The following is a 25,341-nucleotide window of genomic DNA, read 5'->3' as shown; positions in this document are numbered from 1 at the left end:
GCGCAAAGGCGATCAGTGGATCGGCACCAGCCCGGCCAGTTTACGCATGTCGTCGAACAGGATGCCTCCGGCTTCGATCAGTCCATCGCGGTCGGAAAGCGGGTCGCCGTGGTAGGAATAGACGCGCATGCCGGCGGCGATGCCGGCTGCCGTGCCGGCGACGCTGTCCTCGATGACGATGCAGTCGGCGGGCGCGAAGCCCATCGTCGCTGCCGCATGCAGGAAGAGGTCGGGGAACGGCTTGCCACGCGAGACCATGGTCGAGCTGAACAGCGCATGCTCGAAAAGCGGCAGCAGCCCGGTCTGGCCGAGCGTGATGTGCATTTTGGACACCCGTGCCGACGAGGCGACACAGGTGGCGATGCCGGCGGCGTGCACGGTTTCGATGAACTCGCGAACGTTGGGGATGGCCTCGACGCCATGCGCGAACAGGTCCGGCAGGCCGGCGTTCCAGCGCTCGACGAAATCGGCGCCGAGGCTGACGCCGGTCGCCTCGACTTCCTTCTGCACCGAGACCATGCTGCGGCCGGAGAAATTCTTGCGGCAATATTCGAAGCTGGCCGGAAAGCCGGCCGCGGTCAGCCATTCGGCGAGGCGCCGATTGGCCAGGTTCTCGGTGTCGACCAGAACCCCGTCGCAATCGAAGATGACGAGCTTGGGTATTTTCATCAGGCCGTGCCGGTCGATCCGAAGCCGCCCGAGCCGCGCGTTGTGCCGCCAGCCAATGTGCGCTCCTCGACGGTCGCCTGCGTCACCGGGGCGAAGACGATCTGGGCGATCCGCATGCCGCGCGTCACCGCGAAATCCTCGTCGCCGAGATTGATCAGCAGCACCTTGACCTCGCCGCGATAGTCGCTGTCGATGGTGCCCGGCGTGTTGAGGCAGGTGAGCCCGTGCTTGAAGGCGAGGCCCGAACGCGGCCGGACCTGGCCTTCGACGCCCTCCGGAATTTCCAGGACCAGCCCGGTCGGCACCAGCGCACGCTTTCCCGGCAGGATCAAAAGCGGCCTGTCGTCCGGGACGGCGGCGCGCAGGTCCATGCCGGCGGCGCCCGAGCTTTCATAGGCCGGAAGCGGCAAGCCCTCGCCATGCGGCAGCCTGACGAAGCCGACAGCCGGACCGATGACGGAGGTGGGATAAAGTGCTGCGCGCATGAGGCTGATCCTATCGTCGCGAACGCCGGTTCAGTCAACTCGGCGGCAATGCTATCAACGGCTTTCTTTCAGCACAGTTCCGCTTCAGCGCAGTTCCATCGGAACGACCGTGGTCTCCTTGATCTCCTCCATGACGAAGGAGGCCGAAACGTCCGACAGCGCCACCTTGGCGATCAGCCGCTGGTAGAGCCGGTCATAGGCCTTCACATCGGCAACGCGGGCGCGCAGGACATAGTCGAGATCGCCGGACATGCGGTAGGCGCCGGTGATCTCGGCAAAGCCGGTCACCGCCGCTCGGAATCTTTGCAGCCAGTCGGGATCGTGGTTCGAGGTGCGGATCAGGATGAACACCGAAAGGCCGAGCCCAAGCTTGTCGGCGTCGACCAGCGCCACCCGGCCGGTGATGACGCCGTCTTCCTCCAGCCGCTTCACCCGGCGCCAGCAGGCATTGCGCGACAGCGATATTCTTGCCGAGAGCTGGTCGACGGACAGCGTGCCGTCGCGTTGCAGCTCGGCCAGCAATCTCCGGTCTATTTCGTCGATTTCCGGCGCCATGTGGGATGTTTGTCCCAAAATTCAGCCTTTCACAAGGACAATTTGAGACCGATGAACCGAACACCCATGCCAGTATACTCATCGCCGGCTCTTCATGCCGGCAGGAGGGATCGACATGACGGCACGGCTCGCAAGACTTTTCACCTCTCACCCGGCCGCGGTCGGCGAGAGCTATTTCGGCCATATGGCTTTCGCCGCATGGTTCTCGTCGCGATTGTTCATGGCGGCGTTTGCCGCGCTCGTTCATGCTTTCTTGCCGTTTCTGTTCGAGACCACGGCAAGCGGCATCATCCGTGAGCTCTATGAGCGGACGCACAACAGGGGACGGTAGGCCGTAGAGGCGCCGAGCGCGGCGAGGCCGCTGGACAGGGCCGCCCCTCAACGGGCCCCGCAGCGCAATCCCGATCAAGCGCCGCCATCGTCGAAATGTCGAGCCAGGCTTGCATCCACGCGCCAATCCGCCATTTTGAGGAGCGCGGCGCGATAGCCCGGAGCATTCACCATGGATATCGTCTTTTCCTCGACCACCAATCTGGCCGCGGCCATCCGCGACCGTACGGTTTCCGCAATAGAGGTGCTGGACGAGCATCTGGCGCAGATTGACAGGCACAATGAGGCGGTCAACGCAGTCGTAACCCTCGATCGGGACGGTGCGCGGCAACGCGCTGGCAAGGCCGACGAAGCCCAGGCGCGCGGCGAGGCCCTTGGGCCGCTGCATGGCGTGCCGTTCACACTGAAGGACACGCACGAAACAGCGGGCATGAGAACCACCGTCGGCTTCCCGGCTTTCGCCGACTATGCCCCGAGGGCAGACAGTCCGGTCGTTGCCCGGCTGAAGGCGGCAGGGGGCATACTGGTGGGCAAGACGAACGTGGCGACAATGCTCGGTGACTGGCAGTCGAGCAATCCGCTGTTTGGCCGCACCGGCAATCCCTGGAATCTCCAGCGCACCGCCGGCGGCTCCAGTGGCGGTGCGGCGGCGGCGCTCGGCACCGGAATGACGCCGTTCGAGGTCGGCACCGACATGCAGGATTCGATCCGGCTGCCCGCCGCCTTTTGCGGCGTCTACGGCCTCAAGCCGACCGAGCACCGCGTCTCGCTCGCCGGCGCCTTCCCCGATCCAGGCGGGGCGCCGCGCAGCGTGAGGCTGATCTCCTGCCTCGGACCGATGGCGCGCAGCGTCGAGGACCTGGCACTGATCTACGGCCTCATTGCCGGGCCGGATGGAAGCGATACCGACCTTGCGCCGGTACCGGTCGAAACCATGCCGGAGCTGGATCTCAGAAATTTGCGGATTGCCGTCGCGCCGTCCTTTCCGGGCTTTCCGGTGGCCGGCGAGATCAGCGCGGCGGTCGAAAGCCTGGCAAAAGAGCTTCAGGCTGCGGGCGCCATCGTCGAGGCCGAATTGCCGAAGCTCGACCTGCACGACGACCTGGAGCAAGGCGGTGCGCTGATCGGCATGATGCTGGAGGCGGCGCAGCCCGAACCACCGGAGAAGCCGACGCCGGTCTCGCGCTGGTTCGAGGCGCTCGCCCGCCGCGACCGCTCCATCCTGGCGTGGGAACGGTTCTTCGACGGCTGCGACGCCTTGCTGTGCCCGGTCGCCATGGCCACCGCCTTCCCGCATTGCGAGCCGGGAACGTCGATCGAGGTCGACGGCGAGAAGCAAAGCTACTGGATGCTGCCGGCCTATGGCGCGGTGTTCAATTACAGCGGCCACCCCGCACTGTCGCTGCCCTGCGGACAGGACAGCAATGGCCTGCCCATCGGACTACAGATTGTTGGCAAACGCTGGTCGGAGTCGCGCCTGCTCGGGATCGCCAGGGCAATCGACCCGCTGGCCGGCGGCTTTCGCCGCCCGCCCGGTTATTGAGTAAACCGCGCCAGCCCGTAGGGATCAAGCAGCGGATCGCGCTCGCCGTCGAGGATTTCGCGGGCGGCGAACAGGCCGACGGCCGGTGCCAGCGTGATGCCGGAATGCATGACCGCGACGTAGACGCCGCTCGTGCCTTCGGCGCGGCCAATGATCGGAAAGCCATCGACCGGCGTCGGCCGGTAGCCAATGGTGTGGAAATCGAGTTCCAGCTCATCCGCGCCGCGTAGCATCGCCTTCATCGCCGCAAACAGGTCGCCGGCGGTGGCCGCGGCATCCATGCCGGGATCGGCGCCGCCGAAATCCGAGCCCGCGATGATGCGGCCTTCCGCCGTCTGGCGCATATGCAGGCGGTCGCCGATCACCAGGCCGTTGAGCAGCTTTTCGTAGGGGCGCGAATGCACGATCAGGCCGGGTGGCGTCTCGATCGGCAGTTCTATCCCGGCTATTGCCGCTAGTGCCGGAGAGCCGGCTCCGGCCGCGATCACCACCTCGTCGGCAGCAATCCGCCCGCCGGATGTATCGACGCCGGCAATCCTGCCGTTGGCTTGCACCAGAGCGGTGACGGTCGTCCCGGCTACAATTCGCGCGCCGCGCCGTTCGGCGTCGGCCAGCAGTGCTTGCGTGGCGGCGACCGGCTCGGCGACACCTTCCTCGGCGACATAAAGGGCGAAATCGGGAAGTTCGGCCAGATTGGGCTCGATACGCGCCGCTCCGGCACGGTCGACACGCTCGATGCCGTAGCCCCATGCGGAGTGCTCGGCCGCATAGGCCTCAAGTTCGGGACGTGGCAGGTCCCAGCACAAGCCACCGCACCACTGCAACGGGATGCCGGGCACCTCGTTCGCCAGCCGCGTCCATTCGGCCATCGACCGAATGCGTAGGCGGAAATAGACCTCCGGATTGCCCCAGCTGGCATTGATCCAGGCAAAGGAATTCGGTGTCGCGACGCCGCCGGCGCCGCTGTCGGCAATGACCGTCACCTTTGCTCCGGCCCTGGTCAGGTGCCAGGCGATGGAGGCGCCGATGATGCCGGCGCCGATGACGATGACTTGTTTCGCCGCTGTCATGCTTCACTCCTCGTTCCAACGCCACCACTGCGATGCCATTGCCCGTGGGTTCTGCCAAGAGCGCGCGGTATAAAATATGCTTCTTGACTTTAATACGTACGTACGTATTATACCGGCATGGCTAGACATTCACTTCGCGAAAAACTTCTCGACGCCGGTTTCAAAACCATCTGGAATTCCGGCTATTCGTCCGCCGGCGTACGCGACATCGTCGCCGCGGCCGATGCCCGCCCGGGGTCCTTCACCAATCATTTTGTCTCCAAGGAGGCGTTCACCGGCGAGGTGCTGGACCGCTATTTCGCCTATGTGAGCGGTTTGGTGGAGCAGGCCCTTGCTCGGGACGGCACGCCCCCGGTCGGGCGCTTGCGCCGCTATCTCGAAATCATCACGTCGAAGCTGGAGGCGCATGATTGGGCACGGGGCTGCATGATCGGCAATCTCAGCCTCGAGACGGCGGCTCACAGCGAGGCGCTGAGGCTGCAACTCGTCGCCATTTTCGAACGCTGGCGTAAGCCCTTTGCCGAATGCATCGCCGAGGGCCAGGCGGCTGGCGACATCACCGACGCGTTCGATGCCGAGGACCTCGCCGATTTCCTGTTGAGTTCCTGGCAAGGCGCGATGCTGCGCATGAAGGTGGAGCGCAGTCCCGAACCGCTCGAGCGTTTCAAGAATATCGTCTTCAAAACAGTCTTCGCAAAAAGGAGCTGATCCGATGAACCCGAAACTCGAAAAGCAGCAATCCCGCACAATGTTGCCACGCTCGCAAGTCGCGGTGCTCGATTCCACCATCTCCTATGTCGAGGCAGGCACGGCTGGCCCGACGGTACTCTTCCTGCACGGCAACCCGACGTCGTCCTACATCTGGCGCGACATCATCCCGCATGTGGCGCCGTTCGGCCGCTGCATTGCGCCCGACCTGATCGGCTATGGCCAATCCGGCAAGCCGGACATCGACTATCGCTTCTTCGACCACGTCCGCTATCTCGACGCCTTCATCGAGACGCTTGGCATCACCGACATGGTTGTCGTCGCGCAGGACTGGGGCACCGCGCTCGCCTTCCATCTCGCGGCCCGGCGGCCGCAGCGGATCCTCGGCCTCGCCTTCATGGAATTCATCCGCCCCTTCGAGAGTTGGGACGATTTTCACCAGCGTCCGCAGGCGCGCGAATTGTTCAAGGCAATGCGCACGCCTGGCGTCGGTGAGAAGCTTGTCCTGGAAGATAACGTCTTCGTCGAAAAGGTGTTGCCGGCTGCGGTGCTGCGCACGATGAGCGATGAGGAAATGGCCTCCTACCGGGCACCGTTCCCGACGCCGCAATCGCGCAAGCCGATCCTGCGGCTGCCGCGCGACCTGCCGATTGAAGGCCAGCCCGCCGATGTCGCTGCCATCAGCGAGCACGACCATCGGGCGCTCCGGCTCTCTTCCTACCCGAAGCTGCTTTTCTCAGGCGATCCGGGGGCCCTCGTCTCGCCGCAGGCGGCACGGGAATTCGCGGCCGGCCTAAAGAACTGCCGGTTGATCGATCTCGGACCCGGCGCGCATTATCTGCAGGAGGACCATGCCGACAGGATCGGCGCCGCAATTGCCGAGTGGATTCCGGAGGTGGCCTTCGAGAGCCGAGCGACCGAATCGGCCTGACGTCGGGACGTGAACCGGCGGCTGCGGCAGCCGGAGAGGTCGACAGCTTAGCTCTGCCGGTGCCAAGCGATGGAGGCGCCAATGATGCCGGATCCAATGACGATGATGTTCTTGCTCGCGGCCGTGTACCTTCAAACGCCCAGGACTTCTTGCCCTCATTGCCACCATGGTACAGACTTGCCAAGAGCGTTGCCGGGACCGCTCTCGAAGCGGGTCGATGACGATCGCCTCACTGGAAACGTTCAGCTCAATCACATGAGGGTCATTTGCGCCGCTGGATAAAAGGGCTGGTTTTTGCTGCAGCCGGAGCCGCCATTGTCTATGCCGTCTTCTTCGGCCCGCTGCCGATCGTTCGATCTTGGTGGCAGGACGACAACTGGCTGGATCCTTTGCATAAGCGCCATCGCATTGCTGACGGTTTGGTGCTGACCGGGGCGTTGGTTGGGAAATCGCGGGCAGAAGTTGTTGCCATGCTCGGCGAGCCGCCGAAGACGGACCATTTTGAGGACTGGAGTCTGGTTTATATTCTTGGTTCGGAAAGAGGATTTTTTTCGATCGACTCTGAATGGCTGGTTATGCGCCTGGATGACGCTGGCTCGGTCACGCAGGCGGCTATCGTCAGAGACTGAACCTGCTGCCGGGGTATCAGCGGTGTTTCCGTTCGACAGGCCGGAAAAGCGCTGCTAGAAGCCCGCGCCACAGACAGGATTCCATGAAATTGGCTGAAGACATCGAACAAGCGGTATCGCGCCGCCGCACTTTCGCGATCATTGCCCACCCCGACGCCGGCAAGACGACGCTGACCGAAAAACTGCTTTTGTTCGGCGGCGCTATCCAGCTTGCCGGCGAGGTCAAGGCCAAGAAGGACCGCATCCAGACCCGCTCGGACTGGATGAAGATCGAACGCGAGCGCGGCATTTCGGTGGTCACCTCGGTGATGACCTTCGAATACGAGGACACCGTCTTCAACCTGCTCGACACGCCCGGCCACGAGGATTTCGCCGACGACACCTATCGCACGCTGTCGGCGGTCGACAGCGCGGTCATGGTGATCGACGCCGCCAAGGGCATCGAGCCGCGCACGCTGAAACTGTTCGAGGTCTGCCGGCTGCGCGACATCCCGATCATCACCTTCGTCAACAAAATGGACCGCGAAAGCCGAGACCCATTCGACATCCTCGACGAGATCGAGCAGAAGCTGGCACTGGATACAGCGCCGATCACCTGGCCGATCGGCCGCGGCAAGACCTTTTCCGGGACCTACCATCTGGCGCTGAACGCGGTGCGCAAGGGCGACGCCGAAAAGGAGCGCACGCCGGTCAATGGACCCGATTCCAACCGCGTCGCCGGCCTGTTGCCGGAGAACGAGCGGGAGGCCTTCATCGAGGAGCTGGAGCTGGCGCGCGAGGCCTGTCGCCCGCTCGACCTCGACGCCTTCCGCGAGGGCCATCTGACGCCGGTCTATTTCGGCTCGGCGCTGCGCAATTACGGCGTGCGCGACCTGATCGAGGCGCTCGGCGCCTATGGGCCGCCGCCGCGCGCGCAGGAGGCCGACAGCCGCAAGGTCGAGGCGACCGAGGACAAGATGACCTCCTTCGTCTTCAAGATCCAGGCCAATATGGACCCCAACCATCGCGACCGCATCGCCTTCGTCCGCGTCTGCTCCGGCAAGCTCGAGCGCGGCATGAAGGCCAAGCTGGTGCGCACGGGAAAGCCGATGAGCCTGTCGGCGCCGCAATTCTTCTTCGCCCGCACCCGCGTCACCGCCGACGAGGCGTTCGCCGGCGATGTCGTCGGCATCCCCAACCACGGCACGCTGCGCATCGGCGACACGCTGACCGAAGGCGAGGAGATCCTGTTTCGCGGCGTGCCGAATTTCGCGCCTGAAATCCTGCGCCGCGTTCGCCTCGGCGATGCCATGAAAGCCAAGAAGCTCAAGGAAGCACTGCACCAGATGGCCGAGGAAGGCGTCGTGCAATTGTTCTCGCCGGAGGACGGCTCGCCAGCCATCGTCGGCGTCGTCGGCGCCCTGCAGCTCGACGTCTTGAAGGAGCGGCTAAACTTCGAATACACGCTGCCGGTCGATTTCGAGATGTCGCGCTTTTCCGTCTGCCGCTGGATATCGGCCGACGACAAGGCCGAACTCCAGCGCTTCATCGAGGCGCATCGCGGCGACATCGCCCGCGATCTCGACAACGATCCGGTGTTCCTCGCCCAGCACGCCTTCTCGCTCAACTACGAGGCCGAGCGCTGGAAGGCGATCCGCTTTACCGCGGTCAAGGATTATCAGGTCCGCGACAGAGCGGCTTGACGCGCCCCTTCCCTTCTCCCTTTGTTGTGGGAGAAGGGAAGATCGCGTTCGTTCACCCTTTCGCTGCCTCTTCGATCTTGGCGATGTCGATCTTGCTCATCTGCATCATCGCCTGCATCACGCGGCCGGCCTTTTCCGTGTCGGGGTCCAGCAGCAGCCTGGGCAGCTGTTCGGGAACGACCTGCCAGGAGAGGCCGAATTTGTCCTTCAGCCAGCTGCACTGGCTGGGCTGGCCACCGCCCGCGATGAGCCTGTCCCAGAAATAGTCGACCTCTTCCTGCGTCTTGCAGTCGATGGAGAGCGAGACTGCCTGGGTGAACTTGAATTGCGGGCCGCCGTTGAGCGCGTGGAACTGAACGCCGTCGAGCTCGAATGAGACCATCAGCACCTTGCCCTCATTATCGCCGCTGCCCTTGGGCCAGCGCATCACGCTCAGCACCTTCGAATTCTTGAAGATGGAGATGTAATGGTTCATGGCCTCCTCGGCCTGGTCGTCGAACCACAGGCAAGGGGTGATCTTTTGCATTCTCTTGCTCCTCGGGCTGGTTTTGGCTTGTTTCACTCGCAAAACGGCCGGCTGGCAATTGATGCCCGGTCCCGCCGTCTGCTCAAGGACGCTCGAGCAAAACACGATCCGACAGCACTTCTGACTTTTTTACGGCCTGGACCGGCTGCGTCTTTGGCTGGCCGCTCGTTCCGCACCCTGGCGCAGCGCAAAATTGTGGCCAGACCAGAGTGTGCCGTCTATAAGGCCTGCGGCTCAATTCCGGTTTTCCGCACCTTTGGGCGCGACGCAGACAGCAAGGACAGTTCAATGCCCGCCTACCGTTCCCGCACCACCACCCATGGCCGCAACATGGCCGGCGCCCGCGGCCTGTGGCGCGCTACCGGCATGAAGGATTCGGATTTCGGCAAGCCGATCATTGCCGTGGTCAATTCCTTCACCCAATTCGTGCCGGGCCATGTCCATTTGAAGGATCTCGGCCAGCTGGTTGCCCGCGAGATCGAAAAAGCCGGCGGCGTTGCCAAGGAGTTCAACACCATTGCCGTCGATGACGGCATCGCCATGGGCCATGACGGCATGCTCTATTCGCTGCCGTCGCGCGAATTGATCGCCGACTCGGTCGAATACATGGTCAACGCGCACTGCGCCGACGCGATGGTCTGCATCTCGAATTGCGACAAGATCACGCCCGGCATGCTGATGGCGTCGCTGCGCCTCAACATCCCGACCGTCTTCGTCTCCGGCGGGCCGATGGAGGCCGGCAAGGTGGTGCTCGCCGGCAAGAGCCAGGCGCTTGATCTGGTCGACGCTATGGTCGCGGCCGCCGACGACAAGGTGTCCGACGAGGACGTCAGGACCATCGAACGCTCGGCCTGCCCGACCTGCGGTTCCTGCTCCGGCATGTTCACCGCCAATTCGATGAACTGCCTGACCGAGGCGCTCGGCCTGTCCTTGCCCGGCAATGGTTCGACGCTGGCGACGCATGCCGACCGCAAGCGCCTGTTCGTCGAGGCCGGCCACCTGATCGTCGATCTTGCCCAGCGCTATTACGAGCAGGACGACGACACCGCGCTGCCGCGCAGCATCGCCTCGAAGGGCGCCTTCGAGAACGCCATGACACTCGACATCGCCATGGGCGGCTCGACCAACACCGTGCTGCACATCCTTGCCGCGGCACATGAGGGCGAGGTCGACTTCACCATGGAGGACATCGACCGGCTGTCGCGGCGGGTGCCAGTGCTGTGCAAGGTGGCCCCGGCCAAGGCAGACGTCCATATGGAGGATGTCCACCGCGCCGGCGGCATCATGGCCATCCTCGGCCAGTTGGATAGCGCCGGGCTGATCAACCGCGACCTGCCGACGGTGCACACCGCAAGCCTCGGCGAAGCGCTCGATCATTGGGATATTTCGCGCACCACCAGCCAGAATGTCCGCGATTTCTTCCTGGCGGCACCCGGCGGCGTGCCGACGCAAGTCGCGTTCAGCCAGGACCGCCGCTGGGACGATCTCGATCTCGACCGCGAGAAGGGCGTCATCCGCTCGGCCGAACATCCTTTCTCCAGGGATGGCGGCCTTGCCGTGCTGAAAGGCAATCTGGCACTCGATGGCTGCATCGTGAAGACGGCGGGCGTCGATGAATCGATCCTGAAATTCACCGGTCCGGCAAGAGTGTTCGAAAGCCAGGACGCCAGCGTCAAGGCGATCCTGTCGAACGAGATCAAGGCCGGCGATGTCGTCGTCATCCGCTATGAAGGGCCACGCGGCGGACCCGGCATGCAGGAAATGCTCTACCCGACCAGCTATTTGAAGTCGAAAAGCCTCGGCAAAGCCTGCGCACTGATCACCGACGGTCGTTTTTCCGGCGGCACCTCCGGCCTGTCGATCGGCCATGTCTCGCCGGAAGCCGCGGAAGGCGGTCTGATCGGGCTGGTCAGGGAAGGCGACACGATCGAGATCGATATCCCCAACCGCACCATCAGGCTTGCTGTCGACGACGCCGAACTCATCGCCCGTCGCGCCGCGATGGAGGCCAGGGGAACGGCTGCCTGGAAGCCCGAAGAAAAGCGCAAGCGCAAGGTGACGACGGCCTTGCGCGCCTATGCGGCGATGGCGACAAGTGCCGCCAAGGGGGCGGTGCGGTACGTGCCGGAATAGTGGCTTTTCCTTCTCCCCTTGTGGGAGAAGGTGGATTGGCGCGCAGCGCCAAGACGGTTGAGGGGTGCTGGACGGAGTGTCGTCGGCGCCAAGCTGGAACACCCCTCATTCGGCCGCTTCGCGGCTACCTTCTCCCACAAGGGGAGAAGGGAAGGGCCGCGCCTGAAGGTTCCGCCTTGCGGCAGCACGCTGCATGGGAAGAAACGGCTTTTTTGAACGAGGTGGCGCTAGATGGATTTTGACCTTGTGGTGCGCGGCGGGACGCTGCCCGACGGCAGGATCGCCGATATCGGCATCGTCGGCGAAACGATCGCAGCGATAGAGCCCGAGCTGAACGTCAGCGCCGGCACGGCGATCGATGCCCATGGCAATCTGGTCTCGCCGCCCTTCGTCGATCCGCATTTCCATATGGACGCCACGCTTTCGCTCGGCATTCCGCGCATCAATGTCTCGGGCACGCTGCTCGAAGGCATCTCGCTTTGGGGCGAGTTGAAGCCGCTTCTGACCCACGAAGCGGTGCGCGACCGTGCGCTCGCCTATTGCGACTGGGCGGTGTCGATGGGCCTGCTCGCCATCCGCACCCATGTCGATGTTTGCGACGACCGCCTGCTGGCGGTCGAGGCGCTGCTCGACGTGAAGAAGACGGTTGGCCCCTATATCGACCTGCAGCTGGTCGCCTTCCCGCAGGACGGGTTTTACCGCTCGCCGACGGCGCGCGACAACACCATCCGGGCGCTCGACATAGGCGTCGATGTCGTCGGCGGCATTCCGCATTTCGAGCGCACAATGGCCGACGGCACGCGCTCCGTCACCGAGCTCTGCGAAATCGCGGCGAAGCGCGGCCTGATGGTCGACTTGCATTGCGACGAGACCGACGATCCGCTGTCGCGCCACATCGAGCAGCTTGCTTATGAGACGCAGCGGCTCGGGTTGCAGGGCAGAGTGGCCGGCTCGCACCTGACATCGATGCATTCGATGGATAATTACTACGTTTCGAAGCTATTGCCGCTGATTGCCGAGGCCGGCGTTTCGGCGATCCCCAATCCGCTGATCAACATCATGCTGCAGGGCCGCCACGACACCTTTCCCAAGCGCCGCGGACTGACGCGGGTCAAGGAGATGCTGGCGCAAGGCATCCGCGTCGGCTGGGGCCAGGATTGCGTGCTCGACCCCTGGTATTCGCTGGGCACCGCAGACATGCTCGACGTCGCCTTCATGGGCCTGCATGTCGCGCAGATGTCGAGCCCGGCCGAGATGGCGCGCTGCTTCGACATGGTCACCAACGTCAATGCCGCCATCATGGGCCTCGACCACCTTGGCCTGGCGGTCGGCAAGCGCGCCAGCCTGGTCGTTCTCGATGCCGGCAACCCAGTCGAGGCGCTGCGCCTGCGCCCAGAGCGTCTCTGCGTCATCGCCAGGGGCAAGGTGGTGGCCGAGCGCAGCCGGCAGGACACGCGGCTTTCGATCGCCGGAAGGCCGGGCACGGTGAACCGGCGCCACGCTTAGTCCAGCCGATTTCCGGCGCTGGTCTTACCGAATTCTCGATTTTCGCCTCGTCATGGCTGCAGCTTGCGACTACGACGCGGGTCACCGTACCCCACGGCGAGGAACCGGTAACGGAATGGCGCGGCCCGCAGCCCAGTACTCAACGATCATGAACGTGCTGCTGGCCGGCATCCTGCTGATGCTCGCCGGCGACTTCCTGTTTGCGCTGAACGACGCGATGGGCAAGTGGCTGGTCGCCAGTTTTTCCGTCGGCCAGGTCGTGCTGATCCGCTCGATCGGCGCGTTTTTCATACTCGGGCCGATGATTGCACATCAGGGCCCGGCCAAGCTGTTTCGCATGGAGCGGCCGGAGCTGCAGCTGCTGCGCGTGGTGATGACGACGCTCGACACGGCGCTGTTCTACGCGGCGGTCGTCTATCTGCCGCTCGCCGATGTGATGAGCTTTTACATGGCCGGGCCGATCTACGTGGCGGCGCTGTCGCATTTCCTGCTCGGCGAAAGGGTCGGCTGGCGCCGCTGGGCGGCGATCCTGGTCGGCTTCTGCGGCGTGCTGATCATGCTGAAGCCATCCTCGGCCGCGTTCTCGCTGTCCTCGATGTTCGCGCTCGCCGGCAGCATTTCATTTGCCTTCGCCATCATCCTCAACCGGCGGCTGCGCGGCACCAGCGACACTTCGCTGGTCACCTGGCAGAGCATCGGCACGCTGCTGGTCGGCGCTGCGTTGACCATAGGCAGTTGGAAGACGCCGTCATCGCTCGATTTCGGCGCCATGCTGCTTCTTGGCGTCGTCTCCTGCGGCGCGCACCTGATGATCACCCGGGCGTTGAAGCTTGCCCCTGCCTCGACCTTGGCGCCGCTGCATTACAGCCTGCTTTTGTGGGCAGTGGTCTTCGGCCTGGCCTTCTTCGGCGATGTGCCTGGGCCGCGTATCCTGGTCGGCTCGGCCATCGTCGTGCTGGCCGGCCTGTTCATCTTCCACCGCCAGAAGGTGGTCGACACGGTACCGCCCGAAAACGTGCCAAAGGGCGTGAACTAACCCCGGCGCATAGCCGCAAGATGCCGCGAAAATTCCGGCGTCTCCATCAGCGCCTTGCAGCGCGCAAACCGGCCGTCGGCATAGGCGCGAAAGTCGTCGGCCGGATTTTTGTTGGCAAGCTGGATCAGTCCCCACAGCGTCCACAGCAGGTCGCACATCGCCTTATAAATGACGATGCGGGCGCGCTCCGCCGGTCTCGGCTCGCCGCCGAAATAGGCCAGCGTCATCTCCTCGTCCTGCGCGGCGTCGAATTGCCCTTCGACGCTGAGGTCGCCGATATCCCAGAGCGGATCGTTCATGCCGGAATATTCCCAGTCGACGATCCACATCCTGTCCCCAGTATCGAGAAAGTTTTCGCATAGCGGGTCGCAGTGGCAGGCGACGATCGGCAGAGGTTGAGCCGCAAGTGCTGAGCGCACTGCCTCCGCCTCGCGGACCACATCGTGGTAGCCGGCAGGCAGGGCGACGTCCTTGGTCGACAGCACTTTCAGATAATCGTCGATCATCGCAAACAGCTCGAAGCGGAAGGGGAACACCGCGCCGGATGTGTGCAGTTTGCGAAAGGCCTTGCCGGCGCGTGCCGGACTGCCCGGCCGAGTCTTGAACTTTTCCGGTGACATCGTCTCGGCACCGGCAACGAAGCGGGTCACCAACACGCCGGTCTCGGCATCGACATGCAGCACATCGGGACTGACGCCGGCCTTCGCCGCTTCCCGCGCCGCCACTGCCTCGTTGGCGCGGTTGATGCATTCCTCGGTACCCTTGCCGGGGATACGCAGGCAGAAATCTCCCGCTCTGAAGACGAGATTGGTGAGGCCGCCAAGCCGTTCCAGCGGCCCCTCGTAGCCGGCCAGCACCGGAATAGCCGCAAGTGCGGCGCGCGCCCGGTCGTCCGCCATGGATTTCGCTCCTTTCCCCGTGTTATTGGGACGACGACGGTTCCACAGTTTTCGCCGTTTGGCTATGATCGCGTTGCGGATCGATACCAGGCGACGGAAAGCGATGACGGACAGCAATCAGCAGAGCGCACTCGCCGCAGCCTATGCGGCGAAGCGGCCGGAAGACGTCGCGGCGCTCTACGACAGTTGGGCAGGCACCTATGACGCCGACATGTCGGCGGCTGGCTATCGCCATCCCACCATCTGCCTTGCCTTGCTGGCCCGCCATCTGGCGCGCGGCGCCGCTCCTCTGCTCGATGCCGGCGCCGGCACCGGGCTCATCGGCGAATGGCTTGCCATTACCGGTTATCCGCAGGTCGAGGCGCTCGACATCTCGGAAGGCATGCTGGCGCAAGCCGCGCGCAAGGGCGTCTATTCAGCGCTGCACTGCCTGGCGCTTGGCGGACCGCTGCCCTTCGTGGACGACGCCTATGCCGGGATCATCTCAGCCGGCGTCTTCACGTCCGGCCATGTCGGGGCCGAGGGTCTGGACGAGCTGATCCGCATCTGCCGGCCGGGCGGGGTGATCGTGCTGACAGTGAAGAACACGCTGTGGGATGCCGGGTTTGCCGCGCGGATCGCCGAGCTCGAGGCGCAAGGCACCGTCACGCGCGCCGAAGAGACGCCGCCCTATGTTTCGATGCCAGGCGAGGCCGATACCGTGCCGAGCCGGGGGCTGGTGCTCATCGTGAACTGAGGCTGAAACCGGAAGGCTCTATGCCTTCACCTTTGCTCCTGCCGGATCGTAAAGCGGCTCGAGGTGTATCTTAGCCGGCGTCCGTTCCATTGCCACCACCAGCTCGTAGTTGCCGGAAGTGAGGAAATCATCGTTGACGCCATCGGCATTGCGCACATAGCCGTAGCCGATGTTCTTGCCGATGGTGTAGCCATAGCCGCCGCTGGTGAGATAACCGACCGCCTCGCCGTTGCGCAGGATGGTCTCGCGCCCGAGCAGCACGACGTCCGGATCATCGACAGTGAAGCCGGCAAAGCGTTTCCCGAGCGTCGAGCCATCGAGCTTTTCAAGCGCCCGCCGGCCGAGGAAATCGGTGTTCTTCCTGAGCTTCACCGCCCAGCCGAGGCCGGCCTCCTGCGGCGTGTCGTTGGGTGTAATGTCGGCGCCCCAGGCGCGGTAGCCCTTTTCCAGCCGCAGCGATTCCAGCGCCCGATAGCCGACCGGGCGAATGTCGTGGACAGCGCCCGCCGTCATCAGCGCGTCGAAAACCTCGCCCGTCGCCGCGATCGGCGCATGCAGTTCCCAGCCGAGTTCGCCGACATAGGTGACGCGCAGTGCCCGGACGGCGTGGCCGGAAATGGCGATCTCGCGAACATGGCCGAACGGAAACGCGGCGTTCGAGACGTCAGCATCGGTCACCGCTGACAGCACGTCACGGGCGCGCGGCCCCATCAGCGACAGCGTGCCAAAATCCTCGGTGACGTCGGTCAGCGTCACGTCGAACTCCCTGCCGATATGATCGGCAATCCAGGAGAAATCATGCGTGCGGAAACCGGTGCCGGTGACGATGTAGAATTTCTCCTCACCGAGCCTCGCCACGGTCAAATCGGCCTCGATGCCGCCGCGCGTGTTGAGGAGCTGCGTGTAGGTCAGCCGGCCGACCGGCTTGGCGACGTCGTTGGCGCAGATCCAGTCCAGCGCCTTCAGCGCGTCCGCTCCGGTCATTTCGTATTTGGCAAAAGACGACTGGTCGAAAATGCCGATCTTTTCGCGCACGTGGCGGTGTTCGTCGCCAACGGCCGGGAACCAGTTCTGCCGGCCCATCGAATAGACGTCCTTCGGCTCGATGCCTTCCGGCGCGAACCAGTTCGGCCGCTCCCAGCCAAGTTTCGAGCCGAACACGGCGCGATGTTTTTGCAGCCGCTCGTACAAAGGCGAGACGATGCGCGGCCGGCCGCTGACATATTCCTCATGCGGAAAGCCGATCGTGTAGTGCTTGCCATAGGCTTCCAGCGTGCGGTCGCGGACCCATTGCCGGTCGCGGTGGAGATCGGAGAAGCGGCGGATGTCGACCACCCACAGATCGAGCGGCGCCTCGCCGTCGACGACCCATTGCGCCAGCACCCAGCCGGCGCCGCCGCCCGACGCGATGCCGAAGGCATTGAAGCCGGCGCCGACGAACATATTGGCGCATTCCGGCGCCACACCGAGGATGAAATTGCCATCCGGCGTAAAGCTCTCCGGCCCGTTGATCATCTGCTTGACGCCGGCATTGGCGAGCGCCGGGACACGCTCGATCGCCTGGCTCATATGCTGCTCGAAATGATCGTAATCATCGTCGAACAGCCGGAACTCCCAATCGTCCGGCACATCGCCGCCCGGCAGACCGGTCGTCCACGCCTGCGGGTTCGGCTCGTAGCCGCCCATCACCAACCCGCCGACCTCCTCCTTGAAATAGGTGCGGCGATCGGGGTCGCGAATTGTCGGCGCGTCGGTCGGCAGGCCATCGATCTTTTCGGTGATGATGTACTGGTGCTTCACCGGCTGCAGCGGCACGTTTATGCCGGCGAGCGCACCCACCTGCCGCGCCCATTGCCCGGCGCAGTTCACCACCTTGTCGCAGGCGATATCGCCCTTGCTGGTCTTTACCGCGGTGATGCGGCCGTCTCTCATTTCGAAGCCGGTGACCCGCACCTCCTCGAACAATTTTGCGCCATGCATGCGCGCACCCTTGGCCAGCGACTGGGTGATGTCGGAAGGGCTTGCCTGACCGTCGGTCGGCAGCCAGGACGCGCCGACGAGGTCGCCGGCTTCCAGCAGCGGCCACATTTCCTTGACCTCGGCCGGCGACAGCAGATGCATGTCCATGCCGAAGCTCTTAGCCGTCGTTGCCAGCCGCTTATACTCGGTCCAGCGGTCGGCATTGGTGGCGAGGCGCAGGCAGCCAGTCATCTTCCAGCCGGTGGCGAGGCCGGTTTCGGCTTCCAGTCCCTTGTAGAGATCGACCGAATATTTGAGCACGCGCGTGATCGACGCCGACGAGCGCAGCTGGCCGACCAGCCCGGCAGCATGCCAGGTCGAACCCGAGGTCAGTTTGCCCTGTTCGAGCAGCACGATTTCGGCCTTGTGGTCGCGCGCCAGATGATAGGCCGTCGAACAGCCGATGATGCCACCGCCGATGACGACGATCGCGGCCTGGGCGGGCAAGGTCATGTCCGCGTCCCGTATTTTGTCCTGTAGTTTTCCAGGGCGGCTTCGAGCCGCGCCAGGTTTTCGTCGGCGTAGGCGGCGTAGTCGACACCGGGCGCGTCGAGGTAAAGCTCGGAAACCATGCCCCACATCGCCTCACGCAGCAGCGACGCGCATTGCATGGCGGCGTGCGAGCGCCGTATCGCCGGGTCCGGCTCCTTCATGAAATAGGCGGTCAGGAAGGCGAAGGACTCCTCGTCGCTCATGCCTGCATTCGACGCCGCGCCGGCAAGGTCGAACATCGCGGTGTTGAAGCCTGCATATTCGAAATCGATGAGCCACAGCCTGTGACCGTCGTCGATTATGTTAGCCGGCAAGAGGTCATTATGGCCGAAGACGATCGGCAGCAGCTTTTGCGCGCGCTCGAGCTCGTTCGCCAGCGTCAGCAGGCGCGGCAGTTCGCCCAGCTTGCGGCTGCGGCCTTCCTCCAGCGTGCGCGCATAGTCGCGAATGACATGGAATACCCAGAACATGAAGCCGGCGCCGGAGACATGACCGGGCATCTCCCGGTGGAAACCGCGCAGCAACGCGGCAACGCGGCCGAGATCGGCGCGCACGTCCTGCGCCACATAGGCCTTGGCGCCGAGATACTCCGTCACCATGACGCCGGGTCCAGTGTAGTGGACGGCCGGAGCGAAGCCTGCCGCGTGCGCTGCCCGCGCCGTCATCATCTCGCGCTCGCGAAAGACATGGTGGAACGGATAGTCCTGGCCGAGCCGCACGACGTGCCGCCCGGCCGCGTCCTTGACCAGATAATTGGCATTGCTCAGCCCGCCCGGCAGCGGCGCGATGTCGATGCTGCCGGTCCAGCAAGGCAGCGCACGGATGCGGTCTTCGACAGTCACGATCTCGTCCAACATTGGGTCAATTTTCCACGCATGTCATGGCTGGCCAGCGATGACAATCGGACGGAGGAATGGAGGCAACGCGAAGATCTCGTCGGTGCAGATCTCGGGATCGGTATCCCGCACCGCACCGACGAGCCCCTTTGTGCCGGGTTCTTCGACGCCGGCATCCGCCCCCGCGGATCCTGAATTTCGGTACCCTTGCACCCGACGATCTCCCGGGCGTTCGGGCAAGCGATTTTTCGTGCGGCTCAGCCGTCGTCCTCCGTTCCGAGCCTGTCACAGCGATAATGTCGCGCCACGCTGGAGGCGTTGTCAACGCGAAATTGTGGTATTTTCTGGTTTTTTGCCCGAATTTTGCTAAATTCCTTGGAGTTAGTGGCATTTATGCCGTAGAAACGGTCAGCGGTGCAACAATCCGACCGGATGGAACCGATGGTCCACTCGAAGCGGCATGGCGAAATCCTGCGCCTCCTCAAGGAGGAAGGCACCGTGACCATTGCGAGCCTGGCCGACCGGCTGGGCGTCTCGCTGGAGACAGTACGCCGCGACGTCAAGCCACTGACCAGCGACGGTTCCATCCTCAAGATGCACGGCGCCGTCGGCCTGCCGTCGATTGCCGGCGAAGCGCCGTTCGAGCGGCGCATGCGCGAGAACGCCGATGCCAAGCGGGCAATAGCGCGCATGGTCGCCGCCACCATCCGCGACGGCGAATCGATCATGCTCGACACCGGCACCACCACCTCTTTCCTGGCCCGGGAACTGCTCGGCCACCGGCGGCTGACGGTCGTCACCAACTCCTCCGACATCGCCCGCACATTGGCCACCGTCAACGGCAATAAGGTCTACATGGCCGGCGGCGAGCTGCGCAGCGATTCCGGTGCTGCCTTCGGCGTCTCGGCCATCGAATTCGTCAGCCGCTTTTCCGTCAGCCATGCAGTGATATCGACCGGTGCGGTCGATGCCGTCACCGGCGTCATGGACTATGATCTGGAAGAGGCCGAATTCGCCCGCATGGTGCTGTCGCGCGGCCAGCGTTCGCTTGTCGTCACCGACCATAGCAAATTCGGCCGCCAGGGCCTTGTTCAGGTCTGCGGCTTCGGCGGCTTTTCCGAACTCGCGACCGACCGTCCGCCGCCGCACGACATCGCCGCCGCCCTTGCCCAGGCCGGCGCACGGCTCAGCATTGCCGATGGCGGAAGCGAGGGCTGAGCTCTATCGGGAGCTCTATCGGGAGATCTGCGCCAGCACCCACTTCCCAGCGCCGCCTCTGCCGTGTTTAGTCCGGCCATGGCTTTCACCATCCGCCAATTGCAGTTCTTCATCGCCGTCGCCGAGCAGGGCACAGTGTCGGGCGCCGCCCAGAACCTGTCGATCTCGCAATCCTCGGTCACCGAGGCGATCAAGGAGCTGGAGCACGATCTCGGCGTCGAGCTGTTCGAGCGCCACCCGCGCGGCTTGAACATCACCCACAAAGGCCACCAGTTCCTGCGCCATGCGAGAAAGATCCTGGCCGACGTTTCCGATGCGCGCCGCGCCTTCTTCGGCGAACAGGCCGCGGCAAGCGGGCGGCTGCAACTTGGCGTCACCTCGCTGGTCGCCGGCTATGTGCTTTCCGATCTTCTTGCCCGCTACCGCCGCGCCTATCCGGGTGTCGAGGTCTCGGCGATCGAGGACAATGGCGACTATCTCGAGCACCTGTTAATTGGCGGCAAGCTCGACATTGCCGTCATGGTCACCTCGAACCTGCGCGACCGCACGGCACTGCAGTCCGAAATCCTCGAAGTCTCGGCCTACCGGCTGTGGCTGCCGCTCGGCCATCCCTTGGCCGGTGCCGACATCATCGGCATCGGCGACATCGCCTCGGAATCGCTGATCATGCTGACCGTCGACGAGATCGAGGAGAATACCGGAAAGCTGCTGACCGCAATCGGCGCCAAGCCGCATGTCGCCTTCCGCACCCGCTCGGTCGAAGCGGTGCGCAGCCTCGTCGCTACCGGCGCCGGCGTGGCGCTGCTGCCGGACCTCGTCTACCGGCCATGGTCGCTGGAAGGCGACCGCATCGAATCGCGCGATATTTCGGGGTCGTTACCAGTCGTCCAGGTCGGCATGGTCTGGCGGCGCGGCTCCGGCCTGCCGCAGGCGGCTCGCGACTTCATCGGACTTGCCCAGTCGCAGCGCATGGTGCGCCAACGGCCCGAGAAGATCGGCCGCTGATGTATCGGAAAAACCGATATCGGCTTTCTGATAAATGAATTTGCGAAACCGGAAATTTCGCAGCACTTTTCGGTCAGGGAACAAAGCTGCCGGAGCACGGCCCTTCAGAGCCGCGCATTGAACGTTTTTGAACGGGCGCATGATCTTCTTCCGAAACCCGAAACCGGTTTCGAGGTCATGCAAAAATGGGAGATCGACGATGAATTCATTGCTGAAATCATGCACTGCCTTGACGGTCGCGCTGAGCTTCTCCGGCCAGGCCATCGCCCAGGTCAAGGAGCTCGGCAAAGGCGAAGGCGAGGTCAATATCGTCGCCTGGCCGGGCTATATCGAGCGCGGCGAAACCGACAAGGCCTATGATTGGGTCACTTCGTTCGAGAAGGAAACCGGCTGCAAGGTCAACGTCAAGACCGCCAATACCTCCGACGAGATGGTCTCGCTGATGAACGAGGGCGGCTTCGATCTCGTCACCGCCTCGGGCGACGCTTCGCTGCGCCTTGTCGCCGGCAAGCGCGTCCAGCCGATCAACACCGACCTCATCCCGAGCTGGAAGACGGTCGACGACCGGCTGAAGGATGCGCCCTGGTTCAGCGTCGGCGGAGTCCATTACGGCGTTCCCTATCAGTGGGGGCCGAACGTGCTGATGTACAACACCGAAGTGTTCAAGAAGGCGCCGAAGAGCTGGAACGTGGTCTTCGAGGAAATGAAGCTTCCCGACGGCAAGTCGAACAAGGGCCGCGTCCAGGCCTATGACGGGCCGATCCACATCGCCGACGCCGCCAATTACCTGATGGCTCACAAGCCGGAGCTCGGCATCAAGGATCCGTACGAACTGACCGAGGATCAGTACAAGGCGGCGCTCGACCTGCTGCGGGTCCAGCGTACGCTGGTCGGACGCTATTGGCACGACGCCGCCATCCAGGTCGACGATTTCCAGAACGAAGGCGTCGTCGCCTCCGGTTCTTGGCCCTACCAGGTCAACACGCTGATCGCGGCCAAGAAGCCGGTCGCCTCGACCATCCCCGAGGAGGGCGTCACCGGCTGGGCCGATACCACGATGATGGAGGCCGATGCTGCCCACCCGAACTGCGCCTACATGTGGATGGAGCATTCGCTGTCGCCAAAAGTGCAGGGCGACGTCTCCGCCTGGTTCGGCTCGCTGCCGGTGGTGCCCGCCGCCTGCAAGGGCAACGAACTGCTCGGCGAAGAAGGCTGCAAGACCAACGGGTACGACAATTTCGACAAGATCAAGTTCTGGAAGACGCCGGTCTCGAAATGCGCCACCCAGAACGACCAGTGCGTGCCCTATTACCGCTGGGTGTCGGACTATATCGGCGTCATCGGCGGGCGGTGAGTTCGCCTCACCTACGAAGCTCGGCGCTGCCCCTCACCCTTACCCTCTCCCCGTGAAGAACGGGGGGTCGCCAGCGTCGGAGCGCCTCCCTTCTCCCCGTCCACTATACGAGGAGAAGGTGCCGGCAGGCGGATGAGAGGCAGCGCTACCGCCTGAAATTTGATGAGCCTGACAGATCAGGACAGCCCCATGACCTCCGCCGTTTCCTTCCAAAACGTCTCTCGCCATTTCGGCAGCGTGCGTGCCGTCGACGCGGTCGATCTCGACATCGTGCCGGGCGAGTTCTTCGCCATGCTCGGGCCTTCCGGCTCGGGCAAGACGACGTGCCTGCGCCTCATCGCCGGTTTCGAGCAGCCGACGGCGGGCTCGATCTCGATCTTCGGCGAACGCGCCGAGGGCGTGCCGCCCTATCGCCGCAACGTCAACACCGTGTTCCAGGATTATGCGCTGTTCCCGCATCTCAACGTGCTCGACAACGTCGCCTATGGGCTGATGGTCAAGGGCGTCGGCAGACCGGAGCGGCAAAAGGCGGCGGAAGAAGCGCTGGCGCTGGTGCGGCTTCCCGGCTACGGCGCCCGTCGCCCTGGCCAGCTTTCCGGCGGCCAGCGCCAGCGCGTCGCGCTCGCCCGTGCGCTGGTCAACCAGCCCAAGGTGCTGTTGCTCGACGAGCCGCTCGGCGCGCTCGACCTCAAGCTTCGCGAAAACATGCAGGAGGAGTTGAAATCGCTGCAGAAGGCGCTCGGCATCACCTTCGTGTTCGTCACCCACGACCAGGGCGAAGCGCTGTCGATGGCCGACCGCGTGGCCGTCTTCAATGACGGCAAGATCATGCAGATCGGCACGCCGGAAGACATCTACCAGCGCCCCAAGACCCGCTTCGTCGCCGATTTCGTCGGCTCGTCCAACGTGCTGCCGCCGGATTTCGTCCAGCGCTATGCCGGCCAGCATCGCTGGGGGAGTCTCAGGCCCGAATCCATCCGTATTGGCCGGGCCAACGGCGAAGGGGTTGCCGCCCGCCTGGTCTCGACCAACTATCTCGGCGCCACGACAAGACTGGCGCTCGATGCCGAGGGCTTGCGGCTGCATGCCATCGTGCCGGCGGGTGCTGCCTTGCCCCGGGAAGGCGAGGCGGTGGTGCTCACCTTCAACCGCGAGCATTTGCATCTGATGGACGAGCTAGGATGAGCCTGGACGCTGCCATGCCGCGGGCCACGGCCCCCGCCATCCTGCCGGGTAGTGGCGGCGTACGCGGCGGGCTCTCCGATCTCTTCTGGCGCCGGCCGCAATTCTTGCTGCTCCTGATGCTGCTACCCCCGGTTCTTTGGCTCGGCATCGTCTATATCGGCTCGCTGTTTGCGCTGCTTTTGCAGAGCTTCTTTTCGATCGATGAGTTCTCCGGCCTGATCAACCGCGAGTTCACGCTGAAGACTTATGGCGACCTGCTGCAGGCCGCCAATCTCGACATAATCCTACGCACGGTAACGATGGCGGCGCTGGTGACGCTGGCGTCGGCGGTCATCGCCTTTCCCATCGCCTATTACGCGGCGCGCTATGCGCGCGGCCGTTGGAAGGCGTTGTTTTATCTCGGCGTCATGCTGCCGCTGTGGTCGAGCTACCTGGTCAAGATCTATGCCTGGAAGCTGATCCTGGCCAAGGAAGGCATCCTGACCTGGCTGCTGGCCAAGTTGCATCTTCTGTGGCTGCTCGATGCCTGGCTGTCGCTGCCGGTCGTCGGCGGCAACTCATTGTCGGTGTCCTCAACCGGCACGTTCATCGTCTTCGTCTATGTCTGGCTGCCGTTCATGATCCTGCCGGTGCAGGCCGCACTCGAGCGCGTGCCGGGCAATTTGGTCGAGGCTTCGTCCGATCTCGGCGCCTCGCCCGGCCAGACCTTCGGCAACGTGCTGTTTCCGCTGGCGCTGCCCGGCATCGTCGCCGGCTCGATCTTCACCTTCTCGCTGACGCTCGGCGACTACATCATCCCGCAGATCATCGGCACCTCGCGGCTGTTCATCGGCCAGGCCGTCTATTCGCAGCAAGGCACCGCCGGCAACATCCCGCTCGCCGCCGCCTTTACCGTGGTGCCCATCGTCATCATGGGCTTCTACCTCTGGGGCGCCAAGCGCATGGGGGCTTTCGATGCGCTCTGACCGTGGCCCATCCGCGCCTCTCGGCCTGAAGCTCGCCGCCACCGGCGGCCTGCTCTTCCTGCATTTGCCGATCCTGCTGATCTTCGTCTATGCCTTCACCACCGAGGAGAAAAGCTTCGTCTGGCCGCCGCCGGGCCTGACCACGCAATGGTTCGCCGTCACCTGGAACCGGCCCGACGTCTGGCAGGCGCTGTCGCTGTCGGTGCGGGTCGCGGCGATCTCGACCGCCATTGCACTCGTACTCGGCACACTGTGCGCCGCAGCCGTGTCGCGGACAAAATTCTTCGGCCGCGAAACCATCTCGCTGCTGGTGATCCTGCCGATCGCGCTGCCCGGCATCATCACCGGCATTGCGCTGCGCTCGGCCTTCGCGCTGGCCGAAATCCCGTTCTCGTTCTGGACGATCGTGCTCGGCCACGCCACTTTCTGCGTGGTCGTCGTCTACAACAATGCGGTCGCCCGTTTCCGCCGCACGTCCGGCTCGATGATCGAGGCGTCGATGGACCTCGGCGCCGATGGTTTCCAGACCTTTCGGCATGTCGTGCTGCCCAACATCGCAACCGCGCTGCTGGCCGGCGGCATGCTTGCCTTTGCGCTGTCCTTCGACGAGGTCATCGTCACCACCTTCACCGCCGGCCAGCAGCAGACGGTGCCGATCTGGATGCTCGAAGAATTGATCCGTCCGCGCCAGCGTCCGGTCACCAATGTCGTGGCCATGGTCGTGGTGCTGGTGACGCTGCTTCCCATCCTCGCTGCCTATTACCTGACCCGCGACGGCGACCAGATCGCCGGTTCGGGCAAATAACCCAATTTATAAGGGAGAAGCTTC

At 64.0% G+C, this 25,341-nt stretch carries 24 protein-coding genes; 16 read left to right on the top strand and 8 right to left on the bottom strand.

Translation table 11 applies throughout. The features are described 5' to 3' along the window. Positions 1 to 12: 12 nt before the first annotated feature. The 3 genes from NKI25_RS04465 to NKI25_RS04455 form a co-directional block, all read right to left on the bottom strand. Complete coding sequence (locus NKI25_RS04465) at positions 13 to 669, bottom strand: HAD family hydrolase (protein WP_352570216.1); 657 nt, start codon at positions 667 to 669, stop codon at positions 13 to 15. Continuing rightward, positions 669 to 1,154 carry a dUTP diphosphatase gene (gene dut / locus NKI25_RS04460; RefSeq protein WP_023717930.1) on the bottom strand — a complete coding sequence of 162 codons (486 nt, stop codon included), beginning with the start codon at positions 1,152 to 1,154 and terminating at the stop codon, positions 669 to 671. Before dut ends, NKI25_RS04465 begins: the two co-directional genes overlap by 1 nt. A gap of 84 nt (positions 1,155 to 1,238) precedes the next feature. Further along, positions 1,239 to 1,709, bottom strand: a complete 471-nt coding sequence (locus NKI25_RS04455; RefSeq protein WP_023676368.1) for an Lrp/AsnC family transcriptional regulator — start codon at positions 1,707 to 1,709, stop codon at positions 1,239 to 1,241. Positions 1,710 to 1,824: 115 nt separating this feature from the next. On the opposite strand from NKI25_RS04455, the gene NKI25_RS04450 reads away from it, so the two are divergent. Then, a complete protein-coding gene (locus tag NKI25_RS04450) occupies positions 1,825 to 2,040 on the top strand; it encodes a DUF6356 family protein (RefSeq protein WP_352469961.1) in 216 nt (71 codons plus the stop codon). Positions 2,041 to 2,211: 171 nt separating this feature from the next. Beyond that, a complete protein-coding gene (locus NKI25_RS04445) occupies positions 2,212 to 3,582 on the top strand; it encodes an amidase (RefSeq protein WP_352826819.1) in 1,371 nt (456 codons plus the stop codon). On the opposite strand, the gene NKI25_RS04440 is transcribed toward NKI25_RS04445, so the two are convergent. Then, positions 3,576 to 4,652 (bottom strand): NAD(P)/FAD-dependent oxidoreductase, encoded by a 1,077-nt coding sequence (locus NKI25_RS04440; RefSeq protein ID WP_352826817.1) that lies wholly within the window; start codon positions 4,650 to 4,652, stop codon positions 3,576 to 3,578. The two genes, NKI25_RS04445 and NKI25_RS04440, sit on opposite strands and share 7 nt — an antisense overlap. Positions 4,653 to 4,769: 117 nt before the next feature. Between NKI25_RS04440 and NKI25_RS04435 the strand changes: the two genes are divergently transcribed. The 4 genes from NKI25_RS04435 to NKI25_RS04420 all read left to right on the top strand — a co-directional run bounded on the left by NKI25_RS04435 (position 4,770) and on the right by NKI25_RS04420 (position 8,602). Continuing rightward, positions 4,770 to 5,360, top strand: a complete 591-nt coding sequence (locus NKI25_RS04435) for a TetR family transcriptional regulator C-terminal domain-containing protein (protein WP_352591167.1) — start codon at positions 4,770 to 4,772, stop codon at positions 5,358 to 5,360. 4 nt (positions 5,361 to 5,364) lie between these two features. After that, positions 5,365 to 6,291: a haloalkane dehalogenase gene (locus NKI25_RS04430; protein ID WP_352826816.1), complete on the top strand. Its 927-nt coding sequence runs from the start codon at positions 5,365 to 5,367 to the stop codon at positions 6,289 to 6,291. A gap of 266 nt (positions 6,292 to 6,557) precedes the next feature. Further along, positions 6,558 to 6,920, top strand: a complete 363-nt coding sequence (locus tag NKI25_RS04425) for a hypothetical protein (RefSeq protein ID WP_352635014.1) — start codon at positions 6,558 to 6,560, stop codon at positions 6,918 to 6,920. 83 nt (positions 6,921 to 7,003) lie between these two features. Continuing rightward, positions 7,004 to 8,602: a peptide chain release factor 3 gene (locus NKI25_RS04420; protein WP_502897323.1), complete on the top strand. Its 1,599-nt coding sequence runs from the start codon at positions 7,004 to 7,006 to the stop codon at positions 8,600 to 8,602. A 52-nt stretch (positions 8,603 to 8,654) separates the two neighbouring features. Here the strand turns inward: NKI25_RS04420 and NKI25_RS04415 are convergent, their stop codons facing one another. After that, positions 8,655 to 9,128 carry a VOC family protein gene (locus tag NKI25_RS04415; RefSeq protein ID WP_352826815.1) on the bottom strand — a complete coding sequence of 158 codons (474 nt, stop codon included), beginning with the start codon at positions 9,126 to 9,128 and terminating at the stop codon, positions 8,655 to 8,657. Between the two features lie 288 nt (positions 9,129 to 9,416). Between NKI25_RS04415 and ilvD the strand changes: the two genes are divergently transcribed. The 3 genes from ilvD (at position 9,417) to NKI25_RS04400 (ending at position 13,803) form a co-directional block, all read left to right on the top strand. Continuing rightward, positions 9,417 to 11,261 carry a dihydroxy-acid dehydratase gene (gene ilvD / locus NKI25_RS04410; RefSeq protein WP_352703269.1) on the top strand — a complete coding sequence of 615 codons (1,845 nt, stop codon included), beginning with the start codon at positions 9,417 to 9,419 and terminating at the stop codon, positions 11,259 to 11,261. A gap of 231 nt (positions 11,262 to 11,492) precedes the next feature. After that, positions 11,493 to 12,767 carry an amidohydrolase family protein gene (locus tag NKI25_RS04405; RefSeq protein WP_352469954.1) on the top strand — a complete coding sequence of 425 codons (1,275 nt, stop codon included), beginning with the start codon at positions 11,493 to 11,495 and terminating at the stop codon, positions 12,765 to 12,767. A 115-nt stretch (positions 12,768 to 12,882) separates the two neighbouring features. Then, positions 12,883 to 13,803, top strand: coding sequence for a DMT family transporter (locus NKI25_RS04400; protein WP_352782155.1), 921 nt, complete (start codon positions 12,883 to 12,885; stop codon positions 13,801 to 13,803). Here the strand turns inward: NKI25_RS04400 and NKI25_RS04395 are convergent. After that, positions 13,800 to 14,702, bottom strand: coding sequence for a phosphotransferase (locus NKI25_RS04395; protein WP_352998211.1), 903 nt, complete (start codon positions 14,700 to 14,702; stop codon positions 13,800 to 13,802). The two genes, NKI25_RS04400 and NKI25_RS04395, sit on opposite strands and share 4 nt — an antisense overlap. 103 nt (positions 14,703 to 14,805) lie before the next feature. Between NKI25_RS04395 and NKI25_RS04390 the strand changes: the two genes are divergently transcribed. After that, complete coding sequence (locus NKI25_RS04390) at positions 14,806 to 15,438, top strand: class I SAM-dependent DNA methyltransferase (protein ID WP_352454671.1); 633 nt, start codon at positions 14,806 to 14,808, stop codon at positions 15,436 to 15,438. An 18-nt stretch (positions 15,439 to 15,456) separates the two neighbouring features. Here NKI25_RS04390 and NKI25_RS04385 read toward each other — a convergent pair whose 3' ends face one another. Together NKI25_RS04385 and NKI25_RS04380 are read right to left on the bottom strand one after the other, a co-directional pair. Further along, entirely contained in the window at positions 15,457 to 17,910 is a 2,454-nt protein-coding gene (locus NKI25_RS04385) for a GcvT family protein (RefSeq protein WP_352998210.1), read from the bottom strand. Further along, on the bottom strand, positions 17,907 to 18,791 hold the full coding sequence (locus NKI25_RS04380; protein ID WP_352591294.1) for a phosphotransferase: 885 nt from the start codon (positions 18,789 to 18,791) through the stop codon (positions 17,907 to 17,909). Before NKI25_RS04380 ends, NKI25_RS04385 begins: the two co-directional genes overlap by 4 nt. Before the next feature lie 435 nt (positions 18,792 to 19,226). On the opposite strand from NKI25_RS04380, the gene NKI25_RS04375 reads away from it, so the two are divergent. From NKI25_RS04375 to NKI25_RS04350, 6 genes are all read left to right on the top strand, one after another. Continuing rightward, a complete protein-coding gene (locus NKI25_RS04375) occupies positions 19,227 to 20,003 on the top strand; it encodes a DeoR/GlpR family DNA-binding transcription regulator (protein ID WP_352448483.1) in 777 nt (258 codons plus the stop codon). Between the two features lie 78 nt (positions 20,004 to 20,081). Next, a complete protein-coding gene (locus NKI25_RS04370; protein ID WP_352614453.1) occupies positions 20,082 to 21,008 on the top strand; it encodes a LysR family transcriptional regulator in 927 nt (308 codons plus the stop codon). Between the two features lie 199 nt (positions 21,009 to 21,207). Next, entirely contained in the window at positions 21,208 to 22,362 is a 1,155-nt protein-coding gene (locus NKI25_RS04365; RefSeq protein WP_352998209.1) for an ABC transporter substrate-binding protein, read from the top strand. Between the two features lie 189 nt (positions 22,363 to 22,551). Beyond that, positions 22,552 to 23,547 carry an ABC transporter ATP-binding protein gene (locus tag NKI25_RS04360; protein WP_352591146.1) on the top strand — a complete coding sequence of 332 codons (996 nt, stop codon included), beginning with the start codon at positions 22,552 to 22,554 and terminating at the stop codon, positions 23,545 to 23,547. Between the two features lie 14 nt (positions 23,548 to 23,561). Further along, positions 23,562 to 24,512, top strand: coding sequence for an ABC transporter permease (locus tag NKI25_RS04355; RefSeq protein ID WP_352635000.1), 951 nt, complete (start codon positions 23,562 to 23,564; stop codon positions 24,510 to 24,512). Further along, on the top strand, positions 24,502 to 25,317 hold the full coding sequence (locus tag NKI25_RS04350; RefSeq protein ID WP_352464332.1) for an ABC transporter permease: 816 nt from the start codon (positions 24,502 to 24,504) through the stop codon (positions 25,315 to 25,317). The genes NKI25_RS04355 and NKI25_RS04350 overlap by 11 nt, the downstream gene beginning before the upstream one ends. Positions 25,318 to 25,341: the final 24 nt, after the last annotated feature.

Origin of the sequence: Mesorhizobium sp. M0808 (assembly GCF_040320025.1) — a bacterium.
In the GTDB taxonomy this organism is placed as follows: Bacteria; Pseudomonadota; Alphaproteobacteria; order Rhizobiales; family Rhizobiaceae; genus Mesorhizobium.
Note: the sequence above shows the minus strand (reverse complement) of the source record. Positions and strands in the feature narration are given on the sequence as shown.